Origin of the sequence: Streptomyces sp. Y7, assembly GCF_043195415.1 — a bacterium.
In the GTDB taxonomy this organism is placed as follows: domain Bacteria; phylum Actinomycetota; class Actinomycetes; order Streptomycetales; family Streptomycetaceae; genus Streptomyces.
Genome location: NZ_JBIDDQ010000001.1, coordinates 163,599 through 189,400 on the forward strand (window position 1 = coordinate 163,599; position 25,802 = coordinate 189,400).

Annotated in this window: 20 protein-coding genes and 2 pseudogenes; 9 read left to right on the forward strand and 13 right to left on the reverse strand. The window is 67.5% G+C overall.

Features of this window, described 5'->3' with window-relative positions:
• The first annotated feature begins 299 nt into the window (after nt 1–299).
• Nucleotides 300–665 carry an iron chaperone gene (locus ACGFW6_RS00640; protein ID WP_393502954.1) on the forward strand — a complete coding sequence of 122 codons (366 nt, stop codon included), beginning with the start codon at nt 300–302 and terminating at the stop codon, nt 663–665.
• Between the two features lie 411 nt (nt 666–1,076).
• Nucleotides 1,077–1,547, forward strand: coding sequence for a hypothetical protein (locus tag ACGFW6_RS00645; RefSeq protein WP_393502956.1), 471 nt, complete (start codon nt 1,077–1,079; stop codon nt 1,545–1,547).
• A 389-nt stretch (nt 1,548–1,936) separates the two neighbouring features.
• Here the strand turns inward: ACGFW6_RS00645 and ACGFW6_RS00650 are convergent, their stop codons facing one another.
• On the reverse strand, nt 1,937–2,662 hold the full coding sequence (locus ACGFW6_RS00650; RefSeq protein WP_393502958.1) for an alpha/beta fold hydrolase: 726 nt from the start codon (nt 2,660–2,662) through the stop codon (nt 1,937–1,939).
• A gap of 172 nt (nt 2,663–2,834) precedes the next feature.
• On the opposite strand from ACGFW6_RS00650, the gene ACGFW6_RS00655 reads away from it, so the two are divergent.
• Nucleotides 2,835–3,233 (forward strand): winged helix-turn-helix transcriptional regulator, encoded by a 399-nt coding sequence (locus ACGFW6_RS00655; RefSeq protein WP_393502960.1) that lies wholly within the window; start codon nt 2,835–2,837, stop codon nt 3,231–3,233.
• A gap of 429 nt (nt 3,234–3,662) precedes the next feature.
• Here the strand turns inward: ACGFW6_RS00655 and ACGFW6_RS00660 are convergent, their stop codons facing one another.
• The 3 genes from ACGFW6_RS00660 to ACGFW6_RS00670 all read right to left on the reverse strand — a co-directional run bounded on the left by ACGFW6_RS00660 (nt 3,663) and on the right by ACGFW6_RS00670 (nt 6,118).
• Nucleotides 3,663–4,292 (reverse strand): hypothetical protein, encoded by a 630-nt coding sequence (locus tag ACGFW6_RS00660; protein ID WP_393502961.1) that lies wholly within the window; start codon nt 4,290–4,292, stop codon nt 3,663–3,665.
• Between the two features lie 71 nt (nt 4,293–4,363).
• Nucleotides 4,364–5,458 (reverse strand): hypothetical protein, encoded by a 1,095-nt coding sequence (locus tag ACGFW6_RS00665; RefSeq protein WP_393502963.1) that lies wholly within the window; start codon nt 5,456–5,458, stop codon nt 4,364–4,366.
• A 387-nt stretch (nt 5,459–5,845) separates the two neighbouring features.
• On the reverse strand, nt 5,846–6,118 hold the full coding sequence (locus ACGFW6_RS00670; protein WP_393502965.1) for a hypothetical protein: 273 nt from the start codon (nt 6,116–6,118) through the stop codon (nt 5,846–5,848).
• Nucleotides 6,119–6,624: 506 nt separating this feature from the next.
• On the opposite strand from ACGFW6_RS00670, the pseudogene ACGFW6_RS00675 reads away from it, so the two are divergent.
• The 4 genes and pseudogenes from ACGFW6_RS00675 to ACGFW6_RS00690 all read left to right on the forward strand — a co-directional run.
• A pseudogene (locus tag ACGFW6_RS00675) lies at nt 6,625–6,820 on the forward strand (ANTAR domain-containing protein); the annotation flags it as partial.
• Nucleotides 6,821–7,037: 217 nt separating this feature from the next.
• Nucleotides 7,038–8,762 carry an MOSC domain-containing protein gene (locus ACGFW6_RS00680; RefSeq protein WP_393502967.1) on the forward strand — a complete coding sequence of 575 codons (1,725 nt, stop codon included), beginning with the start codon at nt 7,038–7,040 and terminating at the stop codon, nt 8,760–8,762.
• 149 nt (nt 8,763–8,911) lie between these two features.
• Nucleotides 8,912–9,253 carry a helix-turn-helix transcriptional regulator gene (locus ACGFW6_RS00685; RefSeq protein ID WP_393502969.1) on the forward strand — a complete coding sequence of 114 codons (342 nt, stop codon included), beginning with the start codon at nt 8,912–8,914 and terminating at the stop codon, nt 9,251–9,253.
• A gap of 445 nt (nt 9,254–9,698) precedes the next feature.
• Nucleotides 9,699–14,873, forward strand: a complete 5,175-nt coding sequence (locus tag ACGFW6_RS00690) for a hypothetical protein (RefSeq protein ID WP_393502971.1) — start codon at nt 9,699–9,701, stop codon at nt 14,871–14,873.
• Nucleotides 14,874–14,896: 23 nt separating this feature from the next.
• Here the strand turns inward: ACGFW6_RS00690 and ACGFW6_RS00695 are convergent, their stop codons facing one another.
• From ACGFW6_RS00695 to ACGFW6_RS00710, 4 genes are read right to left on the reverse strand one after another with little or no spacing between them, the layout of a single operon-like run.
• Nucleotides 14,897–16,084 carry an XdhC family protein gene (locus tag ACGFW6_RS00695; protein WP_393502972.1) on the reverse strand — a complete coding sequence of 396 codons (1,188 nt, stop codon included), beginning with the start codon at nt 16,082–16,084 and terminating at the stop codon, nt 14,897–14,899.
• A complete protein-coding gene (locus tag ACGFW6_RS00700) occupies nt 16,077–18,200 on the reverse strand; it encodes a xanthine dehydrogenase family protein molybdopterin-binding subunit (protein ID WP_393502974.1) in 2,124 nt (707 codons plus the stop codon). The genes ACGFW6_RS00695 and ACGFW6_RS00700 overlap by 8 nt, the downstream gene beginning before the upstream one ends.
• The gene (locus ACGFW6_RS00705; protein WP_393502976.1) at nt 18,197–19,189 is read right to left on the reverse strand and encodes an FAD binding domain-containing protein; all 993 of its coding nucleotides are present in this window, start codon (nt 19,187–19,189) and stop codon (nt 18,197–18,199) included. The genes ACGFW6_RS00700 and ACGFW6_RS00705 overlap by 4 nt, the downstream gene beginning before the upstream one ends.
• Nucleotides 19,186–19,764 carry a (2Fe-2S)-binding protein gene (locus ACGFW6_RS00710; protein WP_393502977.1) on the reverse strand — a complete coding sequence of 193 codons (579 nt, stop codon included), beginning with the start codon at nt 19,762–19,764 and terminating at the stop codon, nt 19,186–19,188. Before ACGFW6_RS00710 ends, ACGFW6_RS00705 begins: the two co-directional genes overlap by 4 nt.
• A gap of 416 nt (nt 19,765–20,180) precedes the next feature.
• On the opposite strand from ACGFW6_RS00710, the gene ACGFW6_RS00715 reads away from it, so the two are divergent.
• Nucleotides 20,181–20,759, forward strand: a complete 579-nt coding sequence (locus ACGFW6_RS00715; RefSeq protein WP_393502979.1) for a TetR/AcrR family transcriptional regulator — start codon at nt 20,181–20,183, stop codon at nt 20,757–20,759.
• Nucleotides 20,760–21,042: 283 nt separating this feature from the next.
• On the opposite strand, the gene ACGFW6_RS00720 is transcribed toward ACGFW6_RS00715, so the two are convergent.
• The 4 genes and pseudogenes from ACGFW6_RS00720 to ACGFW6_RS00735 form a co-directional block, all read right to left on the reverse strand.
• Nucleotides 21,043–21,810, reverse strand: a complete 768-nt coding sequence (locus ACGFW6_RS00720; RefSeq protein ID WP_393502981.1) for a transposase — start codon at nt 21,808–21,810, stop codon at nt 21,043–21,045.
• A gap of 43 nt (nt 21,811–21,853) precedes the next feature.
• The gene (locus tag ACGFW6_RS00725) at nt 21,854–22,576 is read right to left on the reverse strand and encodes a hypothetical protein (protein ID WP_393502982.1); all 723 of its coding nucleotides are present in this window, start codon (nt 22,574–22,576) and stop codon (nt 21,854–21,856) included.
• A gap of 95 nt (nt 22,577–22,671) precedes the next feature.
• Nucleotides 22,672–22,859 (reverse strand): annotated as a pseudogene (locus ACGFW6_RS00730) (IS5/IS1182 family transposase); the annotation flags it as partial.
• A gap of 123 nt (nt 22,860–22,982) precedes the next feature.
• Nucleotides 22,983–23,456 carry a hypothetical protein gene (locus ACGFW6_RS00735; protein WP_393502984.1) on the reverse strand — a complete coding sequence of 158 codons (474 nt, stop codon included), beginning with the start codon at nt 23,454–23,456 and terminating at the stop codon, nt 22,983–22,985.
• Between the two features lie 430 nt (nt 23,457–23,886).
• Between ACGFW6_RS00735 and ACGFW6_RS00740 the strand changes: the two genes are divergently transcribed.
• A complete protein-coding gene (locus ACGFW6_RS00740; protein WP_393502986.1) occupies nt 23,887–24,873 on the forward strand; it encodes an NAD-dependent epimerase/dehydratase family protein in 987 nt (328 codons plus the stop codon).
• 571 nt (nt 24,874–25,444) lie between these two features.
• Here ACGFW6_RS00740 and ACGFW6_RS00745 read toward each other — a convergent pair.
• Nucleotides 25,445–25,687 carry a DUF6411 family protein gene (locus tag ACGFW6_RS00745; protein WP_393502988.1) on the reverse strand — a complete coding sequence of 81 codons (243 nt, stop codon included), beginning with the start codon at nt 25,685–25,687 and terminating at the stop codon, nt 25,445–25,447.
• Between the last annotated feature and the right edge of the window lie 115 nt (nt 25,688–25,802).

Sequence of the window (25,802 nt, forward strand, 5' to 3'; positions counted from 1 at the left end):
ACGACGTGGGACGGCTCCGGCACCGACGGCAAGAAGGTCCCACAGGGACGTACTACCGCTGGACGCCGACCGCGCGGACCGCTGACCACGCAGGGCTGTCCGCAGCTGCGCTCGGTTCGCCAGCGGTGTGGCCGATGGATGGAATAGGTGATGTCGCGATTCTGCACGGCGCGGCAGGCAAACTCCGCTGCATGCAAGGCAGTGGCCTTGTTCCTCACGTGGCGGCGAACGAGGCTGTTGAGGGGAGCAGGACTGTACTTGAAAGGGTCGGCCCCGGCGGGCTGGAATACGCTCATGGCATGGTGCTGAGTAGTGCGGAAGACGTCGACGGGTATCTGGCCGAGGTGCCCGAGGAGCGCAGGGACGCCCTGACCAGGCTGCGGCAGTTGTGCCAGGCCGAGCTCACGGCATTCGACGAGCTCATGGCGTACGGCATGCCCACCTACGCCCGGGACGGCGCCGCCGAGATCGCCTTCGCGAGTCAGAAGCAATACATCTCCTTCTACCTCATGCGCAGCGATGTCCGAGAGGCGTTCGAGGAGCGGTTGAGCGGGCACGACATGGGCAAAGGCTGCTTGCGCTTCCGTAAGCCGGGGGACGTCGATTTCGATCTCGTGCGAGACCTGCTCAGGGCTGTCGCAGCCGCCCCGGGCAAGCCCTGCTGACGATCATCTCGAGACCAGCGAAATCCGAAGAAGGCCGTCTGTTCGTCGGCACATGCCTAGCAGGGCAGGCGGCCAAGGCGACCGAGTGCCGCCTTGGCGTGCCATTGCGCCACCTCACCTCCCAGCTCTGGCACAGGGAAGGCGACATGAGACGGCGGTCGCGGCATCCCCCGAGCCGCGACCGCCGCTCCCCTCAACCGAAGAAGAAGCGGAAGGGCGCGTGAGCGACCGCCACTGGCTTGAGCCGAAGATCCGCGACGTGACGCGGGACCTTCTACGGAACCGTCGGCACCGGGTTGTCGGGGCAACCGGTTGGCGGGAGACGGCCCTCAGTGCAGGTGGGACGCCCGTGGGTAAAGTGGCGCCATGTACATGCGGGGGCGCAGGCCCAGACTCACGGTGGTGTCGGCGATGGTCGTGCTGACCCTGGCCGGGTTCTCGTCAGGTTGTGGTCACGGGAACCGCAGCGATGCCAGTTCTACCGGGAGCGCGGCGCAGGCCTCCAAGACGAGTACCGGTGGCAGCGGCGGCGATGCCCACCGCTCGCAGCCCACCCACACTCCCACTCCCACCGCGTCCCCCTCCGGTGAGACCCCCGAGCCCTTGAAAGACGGCACTGCGGTACTCGTCAGCTGCGCGAGCCTGGACTACCCGTACGCGACCGTCGAAGTCAGGAATCCGAACGACCGCGACGCCGTCTTCACCATGAAGATGACCTTCAAGGACGCGCACGGTTTCACCATGATCACCCACACCGCTCAGGTGCCGGTGCCCGCGAAGGGCACCGCAACCCACCGGGCGGCCGTCGCCGGTATCGGCACGGGGCGCGTGGACAAGATCGCTCGCTGCGAGGTCAATCCAGGGGCCCGCGCCGACTGGTGACGGCCCGCCGGGCTCGGCTCACTGCGTCCGGAATCCGGATTGTCGAGTAGGAGCCAGACAACCAGCTCGGGACGGGTACAGGTTGCGTGGGCCAGATCGACGCAGACCACCGCTGAGACGCCAGCGAGAAACGGCGTGCTCGGCCGTACAAGCCGCCGTCAGGGCATTACGCCCGCAACCGGCTCCAGCGCAGCAACCGTGGCGGGCATCCACCAGCCTTCGGCAGACAGGTCTACAAGCGGAGCAACATGGCCGAACGCTGCTTCACCCGCCTGAAGCAATCGCGAGGCATCGCGACCCGCTACGACAGGACCGCCAAGTCCTACCAGGCTGCCGTCACCCTTGCCTCGCTCCTGATGTAGGTGTGACACGTTGGCGACAAGCCGTGGCTAGGAGAGTTTGAGCAGCAGTTCGCTGAGTTCGCTCGGCATGGTGATCATGCAGTCGTGGCCGGTCGGCAGCTCCCAGACCTGTGCGGCAGTGCCGTTGGGTTGGATTGAAGGGACGGGGCGACGGGTGATACCCGCCGGCATGGCGCCGACATTGTGAATGTGCGTGCGCGGGATCGCGTCAGCGGCTGGGTTGCCCAGTCGCACTGGCTGCTGGAGACAGCGCGCCGGCTGGTCTGAAAGCATCCCGCGCAGCCAGGCAACGTCAGCGGGGTCGGTGACGCCGAACAGGCCGAAGGGGGCGGGCTGCTCGGGTATCGGCGGCACGCGCCAGCCGCTCTCGGACTTCTCCGCGAGCTCGATCAGTTGCCGTGTCACGGGTTGGACGTCGACTGCGGATTCGCCGTCCTCCGGGACCATCGCGTCGAGGTAGACCAGGTGCGCGATGCGTTCCGGAATCCGATGGGCTGCGGAGGAGATCACCAGCCCTGCGTAGCTGTGGCCGACGAGTACCACGTCGCTGAGGTTCTCCTCGGTGATCAGCCCGACCACGTCGTCGACGTGCGTATCGAGACCCACCTCCGGACCGACCAGGTGTGCCTTGTCGCCAAAGCCGGTCAGGGACGGCGCGAACACCCGGTGCTCGGCGGCCTCCAGCAGCGGTACCACCCGCTCCCAGCAACTCCCGCTGTGCCAAGCGCCGTGTATGAGGAGAAATACGGACATCGTTCTTCCTTTGCAGGAGTAGAAGAGCACGGCCACGCGCATGCCGCCGACTCGCGGCTAACGGTTACCTTTCGTGCCTCGGTACCGTTTCAGTACCATGAGCATGCTGGTGCACACGTCGCGCCGCAGGCAATAAGGCACTTTTCGGTGCCCCGGTTCTCTGGAGGTAACCGTGGACGCGGCACAGGGCGATCCGCAGCCGGCGACGCAGCCCAGCGATGCATGCCGAACCCGGGTGGTGCTCAACATCGTCGGAGACAAATGGTCGCTGTTGGTCGTGCGCCATCTCCGAGAAGGGCCTCGCCGTTTCACCGAGCTCAAAAGGGCCATCGACGGAATCAGCCAGCGCATGCTCACCGTGACGCTGCGCAGCCTGGAGCGCGACGGAATCCTGACCCGCACCGTCCACGACGTGATGCCGCCGCACGTCAGCTACGAGCTCACCGACATGGGCATCACCCTGCGCGAGGCCACCGCGCCCCTGCTCGAATGGAGCGTCGCGCACCTCGCCCGGATCGACGATGCCCGCGCCGCCTACGACGCCCGCACGGATCCACCGATGACCTCATAGCGGGACGGCTAGCGAAGTGTCGCCCGACAATCCCACTTTGAAGACACGACCCTAAGGGCCGTCCTGTGGTCACCCACCCTGATCAGCACAGCACGGGAACTGAGCGGGTCCGGCAGGGGCAGGCACACGTGCCGCTAGGCCGATTCGTTTGGATCACTCATATTGCTGCTCGCTCGTGCCGTTCATGAGTTCCGCTCTGGGGCATCGGCCCACTGGATCGCGGCTGAAGCTGTGATCCTCCTCAGTGCCTCGTATGCGCTCGTGCGGGACGTGCGGCGGCACTGCGCGGGGCCAACGGCCTGACGAGCACTGCCGTTCCGGCCAGCCTCGTCGGTCGTGGTACGTGTTTGCCGTTGGCAGACGCGTAGTGGGCGTGAGTTGACCCGTTACTAGGCCAACACACAGTGAGACCACACCCCGTGATCGACTTCAGGACTGGCGTCCGTCGCACACCACTGTTCCGGCCACCGTGTGAGGGATCTTCGATCCACAGGCGACCATTTTCCAGTCCAACCGCAGCGAGTACGGCTTCCCGCTTACGTGGTAGTCGATCCACGCGGTGTCGATGAAGCCGCCCTGCTTGCCCACGTCCAGGACAAACAGCAGCTCGGTGAAGCCGGCACCTTCCTGGTCCTGATCGGAACAGCTCTGGGTGATACGGCTGCCTGCGCGGGCGTCCGCGTAATGGCCGGGTGCCTTGCGCTTTTGGAAGTGCGGGGGTTCGCCCAGGGCGGCGCCGATGTAGCCCGCGTCGACGCTCGCTTTCCACATCTGCGGAGTCACCGTCCGCAGCTTCAGCGAGACTGACTTCGGCTCGACCGGGGTGTCGTAGCGGATACCGTCGAGAGTGATCGTCTCACCGCTGCTGGAGCAGAGCAGATAGCTACCGAATGTCACCGCCCACGGAACGGTCTTCGGTGCGTAGACCGACGTGGCACCCTCGGATGTGTCGGACTGGAGCGGGCCTTCGCCGTTGATGTGCTCCACGCGCTCGTTGTTGCTGTACAGCCATCCGCCAAGAAGTGCCAGTGCGGTGGCCGCCGCGGCGAGGATCAACACGGTCTTTCGATTACGTGGGCGGAGGGACCGCCGTGCGGACACGGCGGCCTCCTCACTTCCGGGACTGTGGGTCACAGTTCCTCTTGGATCCGGTTGTAGAACTGCTGCACCTTGGACGCGTAGCCCGGCTTGTCGGTGTTGCCGCACAGGGAGTCGTGCCCGGCGTCCATCTTGTAGCTGAGCGTGGAGCCCGTGGTGTAAGCCCGCGAGGTGCTCAGTTCGATCCCGATGACCGTGCTGATCTTGACGCCGCCGGAGTTGGAGTACGTCTTGCCGGTGGTCTTCGTCCACGTGCCTGCAGGCATGTCGAAGGTGCACTTCGTGCGGGACAGCCAGTACGGCGGATTGGAGTTGGTGTGGATGGTCTTCACACCACCCGTCTCCGACACGGCCTTGAGCTTGCGATTGATGATCACACCGCCGCAGTCGTACTTGTACTTGTAGTAGCGCACCTCGGTCCGGTACGAGATGGTCGGGTTGGCGTCGGCGTCCCAGATGAAGTCGAAGCCCTTGGAATTGGCCACCGACGCGCTGCCGGACGCGGCCCACTTGACTCCGTCCTTGCTGACGGCCGCACCGTAGGTGATCTCGGCGCCGTTGCGGTGGGTCATCCACGCCTTGCCGCGCGTAGTGCCGTAGCCAGGGGCGGCCGGGAAGCCCTCGCCGATAGTGGCCCAGGCATCGTTCTGCCCGATCTTTGTGGTGCGGCAGGTGTCGGCGCGCGATGAGAAGGCGTTCTTCACTCCCTTGGGAGCCTTGTCCAGATGGACCTTGACCTTCGGCGCCCGGCTCGCGGCGGAGCGGGCGTTCCCAGACCGCTCCGAGGCGAGCGGGTTGGCCCAGCTCTTGGCCGACGCAGACCGGGCGGCGCCGGCGGTCGCCTCACCGATGAGCCGCACCGACTGTGTCGTCCACGCGTAGCTGTCGGTCCTCGGGTCGTAAATCTCCATCTCCAGCGACACCAGACCGTTGGATCCAATGTAGCGAGCGGGCACGTCGTCCGGGTCAACCGCGACGGTGAACGAGTTGCCGGTGGTGCTGATCCCTGCTGTGGGGAGCTTCAGCATGTCGACCTCCGCGCCGTCGGCGAGGTCTGCCGTCTGTACGGCCGGTAGGTCGGCGCGTAGCGTGAACTGGGCTCCGTCCAGCGGTATCTCAGAATCCACTTGACCAGTGAAGGCCACTGGATCCCCCGTTGCGGCATGTGAAGCAGGCACATTGATGAGTCCCGCGACAGCGCAGGCGCCCACAGTGAGCACAGCGAGTTTCCTCGCGAACATTCGGTTTCCCCCTTGTGCGCATGCGCACAGATAGCCGGAAGCTGGCCCTTCCGGGTGTTTGGTCGTCGTGAACATATCAGCCGAGGCGGATCACTCATGTGACTCAGATCGCATTCGCTGCGCCCCGCCCGTCCGCCGGGAAGGACGCCTCGACCTGCACCGCACTCTCGCCTCCCTGGCTTTTCGGCCCAGCTGTTATGGACGCCTCAAGAAGCTGCTCTATGCCGTTTGGCTCTGCCGACCCTCCTGTGTCGGCGGCTCCGGACGGCGCGGTCAGGGGCTGTCGCCGGTCCAGTCGAATCGGCCGGGGTCGCCCGGGCGCGGGTCGTAAAGTGCCCGCCCCCCAGGTCCGAACTGCCCGAGCTCCGTCTCCAGGGCGACGCCGGTTCCGATCTCGTCTCGCGTCCAGCCGGTGACGTCCAGGAGCAGTCCGTCCAGAGGGCCGCCCACCAGCTCGACATATGTCTGTCCCGACAGCGGTCCGGCGTGGCCGGGCTCAGCTCCGTACACCCGGCCACGCAGCACCTGCTCATCATCAGCGTCCATGCCGCCAAGACTCCCAGCCGGCACCGACAACGGGAGGCGCTGAGGGCCGGCGGGAGCACTTCGCAGCGGTCCGAAACCGACCGCTGGGAGGGCGACCGCCCCGCATGCCCGCTCCCGCAGGTGAGGCAAGCCGGTGGAGTCGTCACGAAGATCCCGCCGCGCACCAGTCGTCAGCGTCGGTTCTGACCAGGCACCACGCCGACCGCGCCTTTTCGTTCTCTGCCCCGCGCGGTCGTGTGAGAAAGCCGCTGATGGTGACTCGGCGGTTGTGCCCGTTCCTCCCGCTGACCCCGTACTGGCCCGCGGCGGCAGCGTCTGCCGAGGGTGGGGGTTCGGAAGCGCAGCCCCCGTGTGTGCTCCGGCCGCGCAGGCTGGAGCACACACGCGAGGACGGAGCGACGCATGTCTGCCACGTGTCACGCTGGTGTGTCAAAACCGTCCGCGCAGAATGGACGCGTGACCACGGGACGTGAGGACGGCGATCACGGAGTGGACCTGGCCTTGAGCTGGAGGAAGAGGTACAGCGGCTCAGGCAGGCCGTCGTCTCGCAGGCGGTGACGGACCAGGCCATCGGGATGATGGTCGCCATGGGGCGTGGTCACACCGGACCAGGGCTGGGCCGTGCTGTGGGAGGTCCCGCAGCACACCAACATCAAGCTGCGCCAAGTCGCCGAGTTGGTCCTGCACTGGGCACGCACCGGTTGGACGGCCGTGCGGCGGATCTCAGGGCACGTGTCATGCGAACTCCGACAAGATCGAGGTGTACCTGGACGGAAATCGGCTTCAACTGGAACCAGGACAGAACGTGATCTCGCGCGGCGTCGATCGCCATCCCACGCTCGACGAGACCCGTCGCGCCACCGATCTGTGATCGCGAGATCACTGAAGGTGATCGATCACAGCCGTGAGGAGTAGTGGGATGCCTTCAGTGCTGTCGGTGAACGTGGGAAAGCCGAAGAACGTGCCCTGGCAGGGCAAGACCGTCTACACGGGTGTGTGGAAACAACCCGTGAGCGGCCCCGTGACGGCCCGCCGCCTCAACATCGACGGGGACGGCCAGGGGGACACGCAGGGGCACGGCGGTGAGCAACGCGCCGTACTGGTCTACCAGATCGAGTCCTACCGGTACTGGCAGCGGCACTTCCGACGGGACGACTTCACCTACGGCCAGTTCGGGGAGAACCTCACCGTCGACGGTCTGCCCGACGACGAAGTCTGCATAGGCGATCGGTACCGCATCGGCGAGGCGGAGTTCGAGGTCACCCAGCCCCGGGTCACCTGCTACCGCGTCGGGCTGCGGATGGGCGAGCCCGAGTTGCCCGCCCTGCTGGTCAGCCACCACCGTCCCGGCTTCTACATGCGTGTCGTCCAGGAGGGAGACATCCAGGCCGGCGACCCGATCATCAAGACCGGCTCCGGACCCGGAGCACTGAGCGTCGCCGACACCGACGCGCTGCTGTACCTTCCCGACCGTGACCCGGCCATGCTGCGGCGCGCACTGGACATCCCTGCTCTCAGCCCGGGTTGGCAGGGATCGTTCCGTGAGCTGCTGACCGCGGCCGAAGGTGCGGATGCCGCCCGCGGTCCCGCCTGGGACGGTTTCCGCGAGCTGCGGGTGGCGGACGTCGTGGCCGAGAGCGCCACGGTGTTCTCCATCCGCCTGACCTCGACCGACGGGACCCGTCTGCCGAGCGCTCGAGCAGGCCAGTACCTCACGCTCCGGATCCCCGGAGCCGGCAAGCCTGCCACCATCCGCAGCTACTCGCTGTCCTCGGCGCCCGACTCCGCCAGTTACCGGATCAGTGTCAAGCACGAACCGCAGGGCACCGCCAGCGCCTACCTCACCACCAAGCTGCGCGCCGGCACCGTCCTTCAAGTCGCAGCGCCCCGCGGCGACTTCATTCTCACGGAACCCACGGGGCCCGTTCTCCTCGTCTCGGCCGGGATCGGTCTCACGCCGGTGCTCGCCATGCTGCACGAGCTGGCCGCCCGGCCCACCGACCGCGAGGTCTGGTGGATCCACGGGGCCCGCAGGCCGCGAGAACATCCGCTGGCCGACGAGGCACACGCCGTGCTCAGCTCACTGCCGCACGCCCACGAACACATCTTCTACAGTGCGGCCACGCTCGAAGAAGTCAGTACGGTCCACGCCACCCCGGGACGCCTCACCAAGGACGCCCTGGCGGCTCTCGCCGTACCGGCTGACGCGAGCGCCTACATCTGTGGACCCGCCTCCTTCATGACCGACATGCAACATGCCCTCGCCGCCGCGGGCATCGCCCCGGCACGGATACACACGGAGCTGTTCGGGACCCTGCCGTCCATCACCCCGGGTGTGAGCGGGAAGGTCGGGTCGCGGCCTCACCAGCCACCAGGCCCCACCGGAACGGGACCACTGGTGACCTTCGCCCGCAGCGGCATCTCCACGCCGTTCCCCGACAGCGCACGGAGCGTGCTCGAACTCGCCGACGCTTGCGACGTCCCCACCCGCTGGAGCTGCCGTACCGGCGTGTGCCACACCTGCATCACCCCTGTCCTGTCCGGAAGGGTCGCCTACTCTCCCGCGCCGCTCGAGCCACCCCCGGACGGCCAGGCCCTCATCTGCTGCGCCCACCCCGAAACCGACGTCGTCCTGGACATGTAGGCGACCACCTTGACCTCGCCAGTTGGAACGGCTGGAACATCTACCCGTGCAACAGCGTGATGCACTGAGCACCGCGTTCGGCCTGCGAGAGGGCCCCGTGCCGGACCGTTTCCTGGTCGGTCTTGCCGTGCTCGGTGAGGCTGGACACGATGGGCGTGGCAGCCTTCGCCGAGCGAGCAAGCCGAGTACTTCGAATCACCGGCGACTTCCCACAGACGAACGGCCCCGGCACGGCAGAGCAATTGAACGCACAGGAAACTCAGATCGCAGGGATGGCCCGCAACGGCCTGTTCAACCCCGAGACCGCCACCCGTCTCTTCATCAGTCCCCGCACCGTGCAGTACCACTGGTGGAAAGCCTTCACCAAGCTCGGAATCACATCGCGCAGTCAACTCGACCGAGTCCCCCAGCCGTCACTGACGGCTCGTGAGGGACCCGAGACCACACCGGATGCCTTGTGCCAGCGGGCCCTACCAACTGGGGCCCCGTAGACGCCTTGCACGAGACACTGCCTGCGCTGCAGACAAGTCTGCCCTTGACGGTCACCCGGGTCCCTGGCCGTGCTTACTCCCCGCGCTCGGCGAACGCCAACTCCGCCTGAGCACCGCGCAGTTGCGGCGCGCAGTTGCGGGCGTCGAAGAATGAGCGCCGCAACGCGACCGGAATAGCTGGGCGTTGAGATGCGGAATGAGCGGTTCATAAGCGTTCCGTTTAGGTTCACAGCAAGTAAGGCCGCGATATTTTGCGGCCTGCAGTTGACAGCTTGTTCATTCGGCGTAACGTGACCGTATGGCCGCCGGGTTCGGCACCGGGAGTGCCTGCAGGCCCGCCATTTCGACGTGCCTCTACGTGAGTTGTCGCCCTGCTGCGACACTGCCCTTTTCGGGCCCCATTCCGTGAGTCATCACGTGTGCGTGTAATTCGCTGGAGTTTGCCATGGGCATCGAAACTTTTCGTCGTTACCCGAGCGTCGCGGATGAAACCACCGCCGCTCCGATCACACCGGGGTCGTTCTCTGTGACGACGCAGATGATGCAGGACGCGGTTCGCGCGATCGGTGTTTCCGTGGGTGACGGAATCAACCAGGAAGCCCTGTTCGCCAATCCCTTCAAGGAGGGGCGAGAGGAAGCGCTGGTCATCACCCCCGCCGGAAAGCTGACCTACCTGCAGCGTACGGAGTCGTCCGACACCGGTTGGGAGCAACAGGAGGTCGCGGACGCACCGCTGGTCGCCGAGGTGCTTGCTGTCGTGCATCCGTCCGGGGAGGTGTGGGCCATCTGCTCTCCTCGGGACGGTGCGGCACGCGCGTTCGGGATGGTGCTGATGCTGGAGAGTGGCACAGCCGGCACCACTCAGTGCTCGTGGTCGAACAGGACCGAGTTCGCCATTGAAGGCAACTATGCCCGCTCGCTGTGCGTTTCATACTCCCCGGACAGCGGGCCGCTGGTGCTCGGATCGACACTCAGCATTTCGGGCGGCGCTTCCTTCTTCGTGCTGCTGCCGCAACTTCCTGCATTCACTGGCAGCGATCCCGCCTGGACCCTGCACAGCACCACGATGTACGCTCCCGGCTTCCCGATCGTCGGCGGTGGATTCCTGCCTTATTATGCGGCGACCGGCCAGAGGAACGTTTATGTCTACTACTTCTTGAACGGGAAGCAGTTGCTGCGGTACGAGGAATCGGCGGGACAGTTCCGCGGCCCCTACGTAGTCAGCAAAAGCGTCGACCAGTTCTGCGGAAGCTACTACGTCCCAAACCTCAACCAGGACAACCCCCAAGGGGATGTGGGCTTCGCCTATCTCGACAGTCCCTACTTGATGACGGGGTCGTACATGGCCCCCGGCCATCACCTCATGATGGACGGCGTCGTGGCAACGGAGTTCGACGTCGAGGCACGTGCGCGGGTGTGGCAGGACGCCGACGGCCTCCTCCATGTGTTCGGCACGTCCTCGCACCAGGGAGGTGCGGCGGGAAACCTGCAGGTTCTCCACCAGGCCACGTGGCAGACCATTCGCCGGGGGGTGGGGCCGGACCAAGCCAGGGTGGTGCAGCCGGCGTGGACGTCGGCCAAGGTGACCTCCGCGCCGTCGGGGATCGGCGGCTACGATCTGCTGGCTCCGCAGGATCGCCTGGTGGCATTCGACTACACGGGTCAGGGCAAGGCCGACTGCCTACTCGCCTACCGGCCCGGTACACGGGTGGTGTGGGTCGTCGGCCGCACATCGTCACCCGGCGGGTTCGACCGCGTCTACCACTCGGAATCGGGGCTCCCGGGCTATGACTTCTCCTCTCCCCTGGACCAGGTGGTGTCCTACGACTACACGGGGGCCGGGAGTGCCCGTCACCTTCTCGCCTACCGACCAGGGTCGGGAAAGTTCGCCATCTTCAAGAAGGAGGCCGGCGCGAACGGTTTCACCTCGGTGGTCTCCGCGGCCACGGGCGGCATCGGTGAATCGGGCCGGAAGTACGACCTGGCGAGTGCCGCTGACCGGCTCGTGCCGTTCGACTACACCGGCTCCGGTAAGAACGATCACCTGCTGGCCTATCGGCCTGGCACCGGCACGGCCTGGGTCCTGGCCCCCCAGAAGGACGGGAGCTTCCATCCCGAGGTCATCTCCACCACAGGGCTGGGCGGCTTCACCCTGAACAACCCCGCGGACATCGTCGTCGGACTCGACTACAACAGCTCAGGCAGCAACACACACCTGCTGGCGTACCGCCCCGGTGCGGGGATGGCCTACATCGTCACCTCCGACAAGCAGGGCGGGTTCGCCGCCGAAGTGGCGAGCGACACCCATGGCCTCGGCGGCTACGACCTCATCCGCCCCAACGACCGTCTTCTGCCGTTCGACTTCTCGGGCCTGGGAAAGAACGACCACATCTTCGCCTACCGCCCGGGCGATGTGCCGAACTACGGCGATCAGACCGTGTGGATCCTCAAGCGCGACGACAAGGCGCCCACGCAGTACGCCTGCGACATCTGGAACCGGCACGGCATGGGCGGCTACAACTTCGCCTCACCGGCGGACACAGTGACCGCCTACGACTACAGCGGGACCGGCAGCCTGGAGTACTTGATCGCCTATCGCCCCGGCGCCGGCAAGGTATCCGTGATGGGACAGCGCGGCGGCAGGATGGCCCCCGTCTACCAAGCGCCGCCGGGTGCCTCAACGTTGGTCACGGTCGGACTGCACGCCGACATCATCGACTTCCAGCTGGATCCTTATCCGGACTTCAAGCCGTCCGAGCTGATCAAGATGAGCGGGATGAGCCCGGCCGAGGCGTACTGCGTATGCACTCAGGACGTCACGACGTCGCAATGGCAGACGGACAAGGTGCGTATACCACCCCGCACCAACCAGGACCCCTTCGTCGTCTCGCACTATGTCGCCGAAGCGACCCTGCTGTCCACCGAGGGCAAGCCCATGAATGGCCATCGCGTGAGCGTCTCGGCGGACTCGCTGGTGGAAGTGCAGATCGACGAGATCTCGTACCAGGTGGGACCGGGCCGGCCCATCGCCGTCACCACCAATCCCTCTGGCAAGCTCGTCGTCTCCATCGCCGCGCGGGGCCTCAACCCACCCGTCGTCCACCTCAACGCCGACAACCTCCAACAAGGCGCTGCCATCGACTTCGCCGCACAGGCCAACTCCTTCCTCGCCGGCGAAAGCACACTGCCCTCCCAGAAGGGGAAGTTCTCGGCCGGCCTCCTCAAGGACGCGAAGGTCACCCCGAACAACATGAAGCTCGGAGTCAGCGATCTCGCCGACTGGGCTGCCCTGGAGGACCGCGGGCTCACGCCACAGGTCGTCGTCGACCACTGCACCAACATGTACGCCCGGGCCGCAGGAAACGAGGATCTCAAGCTCACGTTCGACGGCGAATACGCCGAGCCCGTCGTCGGCTACGTCATACAGCTCTGGGACCGGGAGCGGCCCGCCTTCCAGGCCTTCCGCAGCCAGGACGAGATCGACGCCTACCGGGGCTACCGCAACGGCCACCCCGCTTACGGGGGCTGGTGGGACGACTTCACCAGCTGGGCATCCGACGTGTGGGAGGGCATCAAGACCGGCGCCACCCAGGTCGCCGAGGTCCTCGTCTCCGCCGTAGTCGAAATCGCGGTCTGGATCGGCGATGCCATCGTCTCGCTCGGTGAAATGATCATCGAGGCGATCGAGCAGGCGATCCAAGCCGTCGAGGCCGTCTTCCAGATGATCGCCGACGCCATCATGCGGGTGATCGACTGGCTGAAGTCACTCTTCGAAATGGGTGACATCTGGGACACAAAGAAGGCCATCCAGTCATGTGTGACCGGCACGGTCCTGCCGCTTTCCAAAACCATGATCACCAACTTCGGCTTGCGCTCCGAACAGTGGTTCCAGGACCAACGACCCGTGGTCAAGGAATACTTCGACCTCATCAGCGCCCAGTACTCCGACACGCGCGTCGGAGACTTCCCGAACAAGTCCGGTGACATTCCCACAGAATCCGGAGGGTCGGTCGCGAAGGGCGATCTCAACACCCCCCAGGCCAACTGGATGCAGAACAAGGCTCTGGGCGCAAACGACCTCCCTTCATCCTTCGCGGACGTCCTCGACATGGGCGACGGCCCGCTGCTCGACGACTTCAAGAACTTCGTGAGCGACCTCGCCGGGGACACGGCCTGGACGGACCTCCTGACCGACCTGGGGACGATCTGGGACGCCCTCACCGACTTCCTCGACCCGAGTGACGCAGGAACCACCAGCAGCGCCAAGGTCGTGAACCTGCTTCGCGCCGTTCAGAAGTTCGTGGATGACTTCCTCGTGGCAGCGGGGAAGCTCGTCAAGAAGTTCGTCGACTTCACGCTCAAAGTGGTCGACGAGGTGGTCGCGCTCCTCGTCCAGCCCCTGGAGGACATGGGATTCGTCGAGACCCTCTACACCTGGGTGCAGTCAGCCGCCGGCGTCAAGCCGGAGGAGCGCGAGAAGCCCAGCATCCTGGGTCTCGCCAGCCTGATCATGGCGTTCTTCGTCACGACGCTGTACAAACTCATCAACGGCGTCGACAACCCGCCCTTCCCCGGCGGCAAGTTCGTGACGATCCCCATCCCCACCTTCCGCGAACCCACCAAGGGCGAGAAGGTCGCGCAGGACCCGGCCGAGAACATGCGGCTGGTGCAATTCCAGTGCAGCGCCATCCCGGCCGGCGTCATGCTCGCGGTCGTCGTAGGGCTCACCGATCTCCTGAAAGGACCGACGGACTGGATCCCCTCCTGGAACAAGAAGAACATCGCCGAGGAAATACTGAACGTCTGTGAGATCGTCGGTACGGCCTGGTCCTATGCGCTGAGCATTCCCTCCGTCACCGCGCCGCGGAAGGAATGGGACGGCTGGGGAATCGCCGGGTGCACGGTCAAATCGGTGGCCTTCGTTCTCGACATCGTCTCTTCGGTGGTGTCCATGTTCTGGGACAACACGGGCGCGGTCTCCTCCCTGCTGAAGAACCTCGGGTACGACAGCGACCCGGACCCGAATCAGGCGAGGACCAAGGCGGCGGCAAGCCTCGTGCCCGGCTCGATCATCCAGCTGGCCTTCGGATTGGGCATTCTCACCTGCAACGTCGGCGGCACCCAGTCGTCCAAGGACGAGATGCCGGCCCCGCTCTACGCCATGGCCATGGCCGAATCCGTGCTCGACGCGACGCCAAGGGCCTGCCAGGTGATCCGCAACATCACCCTGCACAAGGCAGTGCCGAAGAACGTATGGGTTCTGGTCTCGGTATGCGATGCGGTCATGGCAGGAGCCTCGCTGATCCTGCAGGGTGCCGCGGCAAGCGACGCACACGCCCACCGTCCCCGGCCCATCGAGGCGAACCAGAACATATCGGTGAAGCGCGGGCAGCAATTCGATGTCGCCCTGTTCTCCGGCGGCGACTCGATCTTCCAAGGCTCCCTGGTCACCACCGAGGTGAACCCGCCGCTGCCCACAGGCATCAAGGTGGAGAACGGCCACATTTCCGGAGAGTTCCCGAACGATGCGGCCAGTAGTTACACCGTGCAGGTGCAGACTCGCGACCAGTTCACCCCGCCCATGTACGCGGAGACAACCGTGAAAATCGCCGTGACCTAGACCTCCGGCGAAAGCAACCGAGGCTAGGAAGCGAGGTCCGCGATCTCGGTGGACGGTTCCCGTCCACCGGGTGAGCGGTGGGAGAGAGCCGGAGCCGTCGCCCTGTGATGGATCGGTGTTCCCGAATCGGTCAGCGGGAGGCCCGTTCCGCCTCTGCGGGTCGCGACGATCTCCGCGGCGATCGACAAGGCGGTCTCCTCGGGCGTACGGCCTCCGAGGTCGAGGCCGATGGGGGACCTCAGGCGCGCCAATTCCTCCTCGCTCAGGCCCACTTCGCGCAGTCTGCGGTTCCGGTCGAGGTGGGTGCGGCGGGAGCCCATCGCGCCCACGAACGCGACCGGCAGCCGCAGCGCGACCTCGAGCAGGGGCACGTCGAACTTGGCGTCGTGGGTGAGGACGCACAGCACGGTCCGGCCGTCGGTCCGGGTGCCCCGCAGATAGCGGTGCGGCCAGTCCACGACGACCTCGTCCGCCTCGGGGAAGCGTGCCGGCGTGGTGAACACCGGCCGGGCGTCGCACACGGTGACGTGATAGCCGAGGAACTTGCCGGCCCGCACCAGCGCCGCGGCGAAGTCGACCGCGCCGAAGACGATCATCCGCGGCGGAGGCGTGCTCGACTCCACGAGCAGGGTGAGGCCGTCGGGGCAGTGCGAGCCGTCCGGCGAGAGCTCCACCGTGCCCGTGCGTCCGGCGTCGAGGGCGGCCAGGGCCTGAGCCGCGGCCGTGCGGTCGAGGTCCTCGTGGATCCCGAGGCCGCCTTCCGTGGAGCCGTCGCCGCGGACGAGCAGGGTGGCACCGAGGTGCCCGGCCGGGCCCTCGACGACTCGGGCCAGGGCCACCGGCTCGCCCTGGGCCACCAGGTCCAGGGCGGAGCACAGCAGCGTCCTGACGGGCGTGTCCGCGAGGACGGGCGTGACCATCACGTCGAGGACGCCGCCGCAGGTCAGACCTACGGCAAAGGCATCCTCGTCGCTGTAGCCGAAGCGCTCCAGCACGCTCTGCCCGGTCTCCAGGGCCTGCGCGCACAGGTCGTAGACCGCACCCTCGACGCACCCGCCCGACACCGAGCCGATGACCGTGCCGGCCCTGTCGACGGCGAGGGTGGCACCGGGGCCCCGAGGGGCGCTGCCGCCGACGGACACGACGGTGGCGACGGCGACATCACGCCCCTCGGCCAGCCAGTTCTTCAGCTCCGGCAGCAGGTCAAGCATCGCTGCCAGCCGTCAGGACGCGGTCCGGGCGGATGGGCAGGCTGCGGTGCCGTACGCCGGTGGCGTGCCAGACCGCGTTGGCGATGGCTGCCGCGGCGCCGACGATGCCCACCTCGCCGATGCCCTTGATGTCGACCGGGTCGTCCGGGTCGGTGTCCTCCACCCAGTCCGCCTCGATGCGCGGGACGTCGGCGTGTGTGGCCACGTGGTAGCCGGCCAGGTCGGCGCCGACGGGCCCGCCGAAGGCCGGGTCGCGCACGGCCTCCTCGTGCAGGGCCATGGAGATGCCCCAGATCATGCCGCCGGTGAACTGGCCGCGTGCGGTCAGCGGGTTGACGATGCGGCCGGCGGCGAAGATGCCGAGCATGCGTCGTACGCGCACCTCGCCCGTGGCCGGGTCCACGGCCACCTCGGCGAACTGGGCGCCGTAGGAGTGTCGTTCCATGTTGGCGAGGGCGGCGATCTGCGCGGTGGTGTCCGAGCGCGCGGTGATGCCTTCGGCGGGGATCACCATGCCGGGGACGAGTCGTTCCCGCAGCTCGCGGGCGGCCGCGATGACGGCCATGGACCAGGAGCGGGTGCCCATCGAACCGCCCGCGATCATCGCGAAGCCGAACTCGCTGTCCCCGATCCGCACGGTCACCCGCTCCGGTACGACGTCCAGGGCGTCGGCCGCGACGAGGGTGAGCGCGGTCCGCGCGCCGGTGCCGATGTCGGCCGCGGATATCCGTACGGTGAAGCGGCCGTCGGCCTCGGCGGTGATGGCGGCGGTGGAGGGGGCGGCACCGGCGGGGAAGGACGCGGCGGCGGTGCCGGTGCCCAGCAGCCATCGGCCCTCGCGCCGCACGCCCGGCCGGGGATCGCGCTCGGTCCAGCCGAAGCGGCGGGCGCCCTCCTCGAAGCAGGCGCGCAGGTTGCGGGTCGCGAAGGGCAGGCCGGAGACGGGGCCCTTGTCCGGTTCGTTGCGCAGGCGCAGTTCGATCGGGTCGATCCCGCACTTCTCGGCGAGTTCGTCGAGCGCGGACTCCAGGGCGAAGGCTCCCGGAGCCTCACCGGGCGCGCGCATGAAGGTGGGGCTGGGCACGTCGAGGCGTACGACGCGGTTCTCGGTGTGGTGGGCGTCGGCGTCGTACATCACCCGCGCCACGCCGGCGCTCGGCTCGACGAACTCGTACACGGTGGCGGTGCGGCTCACCGAGCGGTGGTCCAGGGCACGCAGCCGCCCGTCGGCGTCGGCGCCGAGCCTGACCCGCTGGACGGTGGGGCTGCGGTGCCCGGCCAGTGCGAACATCTGGGGCCGGGTCAGGGCGACGCGCACCGGACGCCGGAGGATCGTCGCGGCCATCACGGCCGCCACCTGGTGGGCGCGTACGCCCTTGCTGCCGAAGCCGCCGCCGACGTGCTCCGAACGCACCCGTACCGATGCGGGATCCAGCGAGAACAGGTTCGCCAGCTCGCCGACGACCCACGTGGCGCCCTGGTTGGAGTCGACCACCTCCAGCCGGCCGTCGTCCCAGCGGGCGGTCGCCGCGTGGGGCTCCATGGGGTGGTGGTGTTCCTCCGGGGTGGTGTACTCCTCGTCCACAACGGCGGCCGACGCGGCCAGTTCGGCTTCGAGGTCGCCCTTGTCCGTCACCCCGGGCATGTGGCCGTCCACGGGGTAGGAGTCCGGGTGCTCCCCCGTGAACTCGATGTCGTGCGGCAGCGGTTCGTACTCGACGACCAGGGCCTCGGCGGCCTCCCGCGCCTGCTCCGGTGTCTCCGCGACGACGAGGGCCACCGGCCAGCCCAGGTGGGGCACGGTGTCGTTCTGGAAGACGGCGCAGGTGGGGTCGGGACTGATGCCCAGCAGACCGACGTAGTCGGTCTTCAGGCGCGGGGCGCTGCGGTGGTCCAGGACGGCGACGACGCCGGGCATCTCAAGGACTGCAGCGCTGGCGATGTCGCGGATGCGGCCGCGCGCCACGGTGGACAACACCAGCCATCCGTAGGCGAGTTCGGTGAACGGGATGTCTCCCGCGTAGCGTGCCGCGCCGGTGACCTTGTCGCGGCCCTCGACCCGGACGTGACCGGTGCCGACCGCGCGTACGGGGGCTGATTGCGCGGTGGTGGTCATCGCGCGGCCTCCTCGGCGAGCTCGCTCAGCACGGCCACGGTCAGATTGCGCATCAGGGTCACCTTGTATCCGTTGTGCGGCAGCGGCCGGGCCGCGGCGAGTTCGGCTTCGGCGGCGGCCGCGTACGTCTCGGCCGTGGCGGGCGCCCCGATGAGGGCACGCTCCGCGATGTGTGCGCGCCATGGCCGGGAGGCGACGGCGCCGAACGCCAGGCGTGCGTCGTGCACGACCCCGTCGCGGATGTCGAGCGCGGCGGCGACGGAGCCGATGGCGAAGGCGTAGGAGGCGCGCTCGCGCACCTTCCGGTACCGGGAACGGGCCGCGACCGGAACCCGGGGCAGGGTGACCCCGGTGATCAGCGCACCCGACGGCAGGGCGGTCTCGCGGTGCGGGGTGTCGGCGACGGGAAGGTACAGCTGCTCGATCGGCAACTCGCCCTGTCCGTCGGCGGTTTCGTAGTGCAGGACGGCGTCGAGGGCGGTCAGGGCGACGGCCATGTCCGACGGGTGTACGGCCACACAGGTCTGGGACGCGCCCAGGATGGCGTGGTTGTGGTGCTCGCCGCTGATGGCCGGGCAGCCGCTGCCGGGTTCGCGTTTGTTGCAGGGCTTGGTCGTGTCGGTGAAGTAGGCGCAGCGGGTGCGCTGGAGGAGGTTGCCGCCGACGGTGGCCATGTTGCGGAGCTGGCCGGAGGCACCGGCGAGGACCGCCTGGGCCAGCATCGGATAGCGGCTGCGGACTTCGCGGTGGGCGGCGAGGTCGCTGTTGGTGGCCGTCGCACCGACGCGCAGTCCACCGTCCGGCGCCGGCTCGATGCGGTCCAGGGGCAGTTCACGTACGTCGACGAGGCGGGCGGGGCGTTCCACGCCGCTCTTCATCAGGTCGACCAGGTTGGTGCCGCCGGCGAGGTAGCGTGCGTCCGGATCGGCGTCGAGGAGGGCGACGGCTCCCGGCACGTCGGAGGCCCTGCGGTAGTCGAACTCCCTCATGCGGCGACCTCCTTGGACTGCGCCGGCACGTTCGCACCCGACGGGACGTCGGCTTCGGCGGCTCGTGCGACGGCCTCGACGATCGACGTATAGGCACTGCAACGACACAGGTTGCCGCTCATCCGCTCACGGATCTCGTCCGGGGTCAGCGGCGGCGGCCCGGCCGCCGGACGGACGTCGTCGGAGGCGGCGCTCGGCCATCCGGCGGCGTGCTCCGCGAGCATGCCGATCGCCGAGCAGATCTGTCCGGGCGTGCAGTAGCCGCACTGGTAACCGTCGAGTTCGAGGAACGCCTGCTGCACCGGATGCAGGTGGTCGCCGTCCGCGACGCCTTCGATGGTGGTGATCTCGCGCCCTTCGGCCGCGACCGCGAGTTGCAGACAGGCGACCGTCCTGCGGCCGTCGACGAGAACGGTGCACGCACCGCACTGTCCCTGGTCGCAGCCCTTCTTGGTGCCGGTCAGATCGAGTCGCTCGCGCAGGGCGTCGAGGAGGGTGGTGCGGTGGTCGACGGGCAGCGTGTGCTTCTCGCCGTTGATGTGCAGGGTGATGACGCTGGACGTCGGTAAGGCCATGAGGAACTTCTTTCAGGCTTGCGGTACTTGAGGGGCGGCCGGGCGTGGGCCGCAGATGGACCCTGGCGGGGCTGTTTCGGCGGCTTGGGGTGCGCGTAGGCCGTCGCCGTGGCGGGTTGCGGTGGTGCGGGTGGTGCGCGACATGCTCGGCGATCGGGGGGCGCTTGTCGTCAGAGGAGGGCGTGGGGGCGTGGGGGGCGTGATCGTGGTGCGCTTGTGCTTGTGGCGGCGCTTGGAGTGCATGACGTACGCGGCGGAAGGTGAACAGCGCTTACGGCTGCAGAGGACTGACGTGCCCGTCGTGTCCGGAGCTAGAGTGGACCCCAACCGGACATCTGTCCGCTACCCGGGAAACGTAACGGACAGTTGTCCGCTTGGCAAGGGTGCGCTCCTGCCACGTGCCTCAAGGAGTGACGGTGCAGCACAAAAAAGACACCCCTCTGCGCTCGGACGCGCAACGCAACCGTGAACGCATCCTGTGCGTCGCCCTGTCCGAATTGACGCGGTGCCCGGACGCGCCTCTCAGCGCCATCGCGAAGAAGGCGGGGGTAGGCCAGGGCACGTTCTACCGCAACTTCCCCAACCGCGAGACCCTCGTCCTGGAGATCTACCGCCACGAGATGCAGCAGGTCGCCGACAGCGCGACGCAACTGCTCCAGGAGCTGCCGCCGGACCAGGCCCTGCGCACCTGGATGGACCGGCTGGCCGAGTTCGCCATGACCAAGGCGGGCCTGGCCGACGCGATCCGCCTCGCCACCAGTGCGCCAGGAGGGCCGGCGAAGCCCTCCCCCACCCCCGTCGCCGAGGCAGCCGAACTCCTGCTCCGCACAGCCGAGGAGGCGGGCACCATCCGCCGCGGGGTCACGGCCGACGACTTCATCCTCGCCATCGGCGGTCTGTGGCAGATGACCCCGACGGAGGACTGGCGCCCGCGCGCGGCACGGCTGCTCGACCTGGTCATGGACGGCTTGCGGGCGGGGGCGGCGCGGTCGTAGAGGTCAAGGTCGTGTGACCGCACGCGACCCGGCGGTCGCGTCGCGGGGCAGGCCCCCGGGCTGAATGTGGCCCGTGAGGGGAGACGATACGACGAACATTGGACCTTGAGGGAGGCCTCGCCGCGGCGCCATCCGCCTCCGGCACGTCCGGCAACCCGATCGATGAGCTCGCGTCGAATCTGGTTGGCTGAGAACCGGGTCGGCCGGGGGTGTGGCTAAGGGCTGTCCCGTAATTGATCTTTGATGGGCGCCTGGCGGGCTGAGCGTCCGGAGGAGTGGACGGCTACGCGGTCTGCAGCAGGTTGTGCAGGCGGGCGATGCCGAGCATGGCGGTATGAACCCCGTCCCCCTTGAGGCGGCAGTCGCGGAGGATCTTCCAGGTCTTCATGCGGGCGAAGACGTGCTCGACGCGTGCGCGGACCTGCTTGTGGGAACGGTTGTGCTCCCTCTTCCATTCACACAGGTCGCTGCCAGCCGGGCGTCGGTGCGGGATGACGAGGCCGGCGCCCTGGTAGCCGCCGTCGGCGATCGTGGTGGTGTTGCCTACCGCTGCCGCGGCGCCGGACTCCGCCCACGCCTTGCAGTCGTTGCGGTTGCCCGGGACCGGTCGGCCGACCGCGACAACCAGGCGGGTATCGGCGTCGATGACCACCTGGTGGTTGGTCGAGTAGCGGTAGTTCTTGGACTGCTCGGCGACCGCGTGGTCGCGCGTCGGCACGAGCGTGCCGTCCACGATCAGCACAGCGTCACGGCGGAACCGCTTGCGCTGGTGGAGCGCGAGGATGGGCCCGACGTGGTCGACGATCCGGTCCGCCGCCGACTTGGACACTCCGAACAGCGGCGCGAGTTGTCGCAGGGTCAAGTTGGTGCGCCAGTAGGTCGCGACCAGCAGGAGCCGGTCTTCCAGCGGGAGAGACCAGGGGCGACCTGGCCGCGCGTCGTCGGCTCCCTCGCGGCGGAGCTGGGTAAGCAGCTTCTCGAACGCCCGAGGGCTCAACCCGGTGAACGGGGCTATCCAAGAGGACTCCGACGCCGTGATCACACCAGCCATTCCAAAATCATGGCAGGCCGCGCACGGCTCCTCTCACAGGCAGTTAAGCCTCCGAAGCGGGAGGGAGGTTGGCGACCGTATAGGTCTCCGCGATGCCGAACATGCTCGCGCAGCGTGGGCACTCCGCCTGGCCGAACAGATGGCGGATGCCCTCAGCGAGTCGGAGTTCTCCGTCGCGGACCGTCGTGACGTGCATCCATCGGCCCGGATCGAGCAGCTCCTCGGTTGGCGCCGGCCGCAGGGCACGCTGCTCGACGTCGCCCAGATCCCAGTCGCGGATCGCCGAGTAGTGCCCGTAGTCGCCGATGGCGATGATCACCTCGACATCGCAATGGGGACAGCACACGGTGTAGAAGTCGTCGGTGAAGTCCTCCAGGGCCGCGCTCCAGTGATACTGGCCAGCAAACGCGAGTAGGTCGCAGAAGACGCGGTGGTAGTCGGAAGGACGTGCCCTTAGCTGCTGGTCTGCCAGTTCTCGCAAGCTGGCGATGACGTCTGTGCAGTCCTCGATCAGAGCTTCGCCGTCGTGGTGCCGAAGGACGCCCCGCATGATTGCGCCAGCCAGTTCTAGGGCTTGGTCGCTTCTTGGGGCCAGCGTTGCCAGGCGTGGAAGCGCCGCGAAGCTGGCCGAAGACATGGTCTCCCCATGAAGGCAGAGGCGGTCCCACAGCTCAGCCCATGCCTCCGGGGTTTCCGCGCGCTCGACCTGCTCCAAGAGCACCGGCACTCGTTCGGTCGCCCCGTGGGCATCGACCGCCTGCGTCAAGTCCGTCACCCCAGGCATTCAACCCCCACGGGAGCCCGCGGCGCCACGCAGGCAGTCGAAGGTGATCATTGCGTGACAGCCCTTAGGGTCCGTCTTCAAACGGATCTTGCCCGGAGTATGAATGACGCAAGACTGACCGCTGCTTCGTAGGAGGTGGCGGGCTTGTCCTATCCGGGTGGCGATTCTGCCGAAGCCTTTGAGGCGGTTGAAGCAGCGTTCGACGAGGTTGCGTCGGCGGTAGATCTGCCGGTCGAAATGCCGGTGGCCGGCCGCCTCGGCGGCCGTGGTTGTGTCGGTGGCGGTCTCGACCGCCTGTACGTCAAAAAGTCGTCGCTCCGCGGCCATCACTGCAAAGGCTTCCGACCCGGGCACCGTGATCAGCGTGCCCGGGTCGATGCTTGTGCCCTCAGCAGATATCGAGACGATTGAAGTCGTATGTCGCCTCGTCCCGGACCGTGTAGATCACGCCGTCCGCAGGAATCTTGACGTCGTACCTGGGCCCCCAGAAGTGGACTTGGGCTCCGCCCGTCTGGTGGTTGCGGACAGCGAGCGCGTCGATGAAGTTCGAGAGCGACCGCGTATCGCACTTGAACAGGTGGAAGACGCTGTGTTTGCCGTCGCCTTGGCCAACCGACACGCAGGCGATTCCATTTGCCAAGGAGCACGCAACCAGCGCCGCGTTCCGATCGGCACTCGACACGTTCCGCTGTACCCACTCGCCCGAGAACAGCGGGTAGATCTCCGGTGTCCATGCGGCCGTTCCGACCGTACCGTTCGGTGCTGCCTGTGCCGGCGCCTGCGCCGCCAGCGGAACAAGGACTGCGGCGATCAACGTCACGACCATTGCAGCCGCGCGCTTTCTGATTCCTATCAACCTCATGTGATCTCCTCTGTAGTCGCAACCGACGCAGCCATTGCAACGGAGAGATGTCGTCACCACGGCTGCTCCTGTACCCGACCGGAGCGCTCACATCGCCTGCTCCAAATGCCGTAGCGGCCAAGAGCTCCCCCGAGTCAGCGCCTCGAAGCGTAGACCGCGCCACGGACATCGCGACCCTGAGAATTGTCAGGGTGCGGCATTCAGGGCCGGCCGACGCTGCGGCCCCTCCGCCGGGTAGCTGAGCCAGCCAGTGTGCAGGTGAAGGTCGAGCAAGCCCCGGAGCCAGGGACGTGGAATCCGCGCGGCCCCCAGCCGACGCGCAACGGGCCGAGCGGATGTTGCCCGAGAGTTGAGATCGGTCTGGCGGCTGGCCATCTGCTGTCAGCGAATTCGTCTGGCCTCGTGGTGATCTCGGTGTTTGTGTGTCGGTGTGGAAATCCTGGTTCTGGGCGGAACGGCATGGGTGGGTCGGGAGCTGTCGCGGCAGGCGATCGAGCGCGGCCATCGGGTGACCTGCCTCGCGCGTGGTGAGAGCGGACAAGTAGCGGACGGGGCGAGGCTGGTGGCCGCCGACCGGCGCGACCCGTCGGCGTACGAGCCCCTGCTCGACCGCGTGTGGGACGCGGTTGTCGAGGTGTCATGGCAGCCGGGCTTCGTTCGTGGGGCACTCGACGTGCTGGGCAGTAAGGCCGGGCACTGGGTGTATGTCTCATCCGGCAACGCCTACGCCTCCCATGCCACTCCGGGGGCGGACGAGTCCGCGCCCCTGCTCGCCCCGACCGACCGGAGCGAGGCCGATCGCGAGTTGTACGGCGAGGCGAAGGTCGCCTGCGAGCAGGCGTCGACGGCCGCTGTGGGCGACCGCCTCCTCATCGCACGAGCCGGGCTCATCGGCGGCCCCGGTGATCACAGCGGGCGCTCCGGCTACTGGGTGGCCCGCGCCGCACGCGATCCGAGAGGACCGATGTTGGTTCCCGACACACCGGCCATGCCGACCCAGGTGATCGATGTGCGGGACCTCGCCGCCTGGCTGCTCGACGCCGCGGAGAGGGGGACCGTCGGCACCTACAACGCGGTCGGTCCGGTCGTTCCGTTCGGAGAGTGGATTGAGCTGTGCCGCGCCGTCGGCGGGCACACCGGTCCGGTGGTCTCCGCCGGATCGGCGTGGCTGCTCGCCAATGGCGTGGCCCAGTACATGGGGTCCGAATCGCTGGCGATGTGGCTGGTCGAGCCGGGCTGGGAAGGGTGGTCGGCCCGGGACGGGTCATCGGCGCGCACCGAGGGGCTACGTCATCGGCCGCGGGCGGAGATGGTGGCCGATACGTTGCGCTGGGAACGCGAGCAGGGGCTGGAGCGGGAAAGGCGCGCTGGTCTCAGCGCGCGGCGCGAGCGCGAGTTGCTCGACGCCCTTGGCTGACGGCGCTGGACGGTCTCGCGCAGCCGAGCGTCTGTACAGGTGCCTTCCGCGCTGATTTCGCGATCTCACGGTGGGCCCCGCCGGGCACGCGTCAAGCCGTTGCTGAAGCTCAACGCGAAGCGTTCAAGCAGAACGAGTCCGACTTGGCCGAGTTGGATAATCACAGCCGCTCGGTACGCGCAGCTGCCGAGGCCCACCTGCGTGAAGCAGACTACGATCCTGGCGGTCCTCTGTGCTGCTATATCTGCACGTGCAGCCAGTTCCTTTTCACCTGACAACGCGGGCGGTCTTGACGCTCGGTATCAGCGGGAATTCTGTCAGCAGACGTCGATGCAGCACGTCTGAGCTTCCGAACGTGTGGCGCGTCGCAAGCCGTTAGCCCCTCTTCGGATACGCGGCGTCGTGGTGATGAACCAGGCCGTCTCCTGCGGGTCATATCGCGGATCAGATGATCCGCCGAAAACGGCCTGGGCTCCCCGCCACCGCGCAGGGGGCCGGCAACACGCGCGTGCGGCGGCCCCCGATCGGAAGAGCGTTGAGCCCTTGACGTTCACGAGGGGCCCGGCGCCGGTCAGAACGGCATGTGGCCACGGGCCCGTCGCCCGGCCGAACCGCTGCGTCCGGCAGCCTTGGAGCTGCTTCGGAACGGCTTGCTGAGAACGCGCCCCAGGAAGCCGGGGGCCTTCCCGCCGGCTCGTGCTCCGGCGCCGAGTGTGCGCTGAGTGCCGCGCTGCGGACGGTGAGACAGGCGCGGTACGAGGAAGGCGAGAAGCGCGAGAACGACGCACAGCGCGACGATTCCGACGATCATCATGATGCGGCTCCTGAACGTGAGACGTGTCTGTCGGTTGCCCTCAGGGCGGGGGGCCATGCAAGACGGCGAAAGCAAATGCGCCGACGCCACTGACGGGCAGATGTGCATCCCGGGT

Coding starts and splice junctions, on each gene's coding strand:
- ACGFW6_RS00745 (WP_393502988.1), bottom strand. CDS start 25,687: ATGATGATCGTCGGAATCGTCGCGCTGTGCGTCGTTCTCGCGCTTCTC.
- ACGFW6_RS00650 (WP_393502958.1), bottom strand. CDS start 2,662: ATGTCCGTATTTCTCCTCATACACGGCGCTTGGCACAGCGGGAGTTGC.
- ACGFW6_RS00640 (WP_393502954.1), top strand. CDS start 300: ATGGTGCTGAGTAGTGCGGAAGACGTCGACGGGTATCTGGCCGAGGTG.
- ACGFW6_RS00735 (WP_393502984.1), bottom strand. CDS start 23,456: ATGAGGTTGATAGGAATCAGAAAGCGCGCGGCTGCAATGGTCGTGACG.
- ACGFW6_RS00720 (WP_393502981.1), bottom strand. CDS start 21,810: ATGGCTGGTGTGATCACGGCGTCGGAGTCCTCTTGGATAGCCCCGTTC.
- ACGFW6_RS00710 (WP_393502977.1), bottom strand. CDS start 19,764: ATGGCCTTACCGACGTCCAGCGTCATCACCCTGCACATCAACGGCGAG.
- ACGFW6_RS00685 (WP_393502969.1), top strand. CDS start 8,912: ATGGGCGTGGCAGCCTTCGCCGAGCGAGCAAGCCGAGTACTTCGAATC.
- ACGFW6_RS00705 (WP_393502976.1), bottom strand. CDS start 19,189: ATGAGGGAGTTCGACTACCGCAGGGCCTCCGACGTGCCGGGAGCCGTC.
- ACGFW6_RS00695 (WP_393502972.1), bottom strand. CDS start 16,084: ATGCTTGACCTGCTGCCGGAGCTGAAGAACTGGCTGGCCGAGGGGCGT.
- ACGFW6_RS00700 (WP_393502974.1), bottom strand. CDS start 18,200: ATGACCACCACCGCGCAATCAGCCCCCGTACGCGCGGTCGGCACCGGT.
- ACGFW6_RS00680 (WP_393502967.1), top strand. CDS start 7,038: ATGCCTTCAGTGCTGTCGGTGAACGTGGGAAAGCCGAAGAACGTGCCC.
- ACGFW6_RS00645 (WP_393502956.1), top strand. CDS start 1,077: ATGGTCGTGCTGACCCTGGCCGGGTTCTCGTCAGGTTGTGGTCACGGG.
- ACGFW6_RS00690 (WP_393502971.1), top strand. CDS start 9,699: ATGGGCATCGAAACTTTTCGTCGTTACCCGAGCGTCGCGGATGAAACC.
- ACGFW6_RS00670 (WP_393502965.1), bottom strand. CDS start 6,118: ATGGACGCTGATGATGAGCAGGTGCTGCGTGGCCGGGTGTACGGAGCT.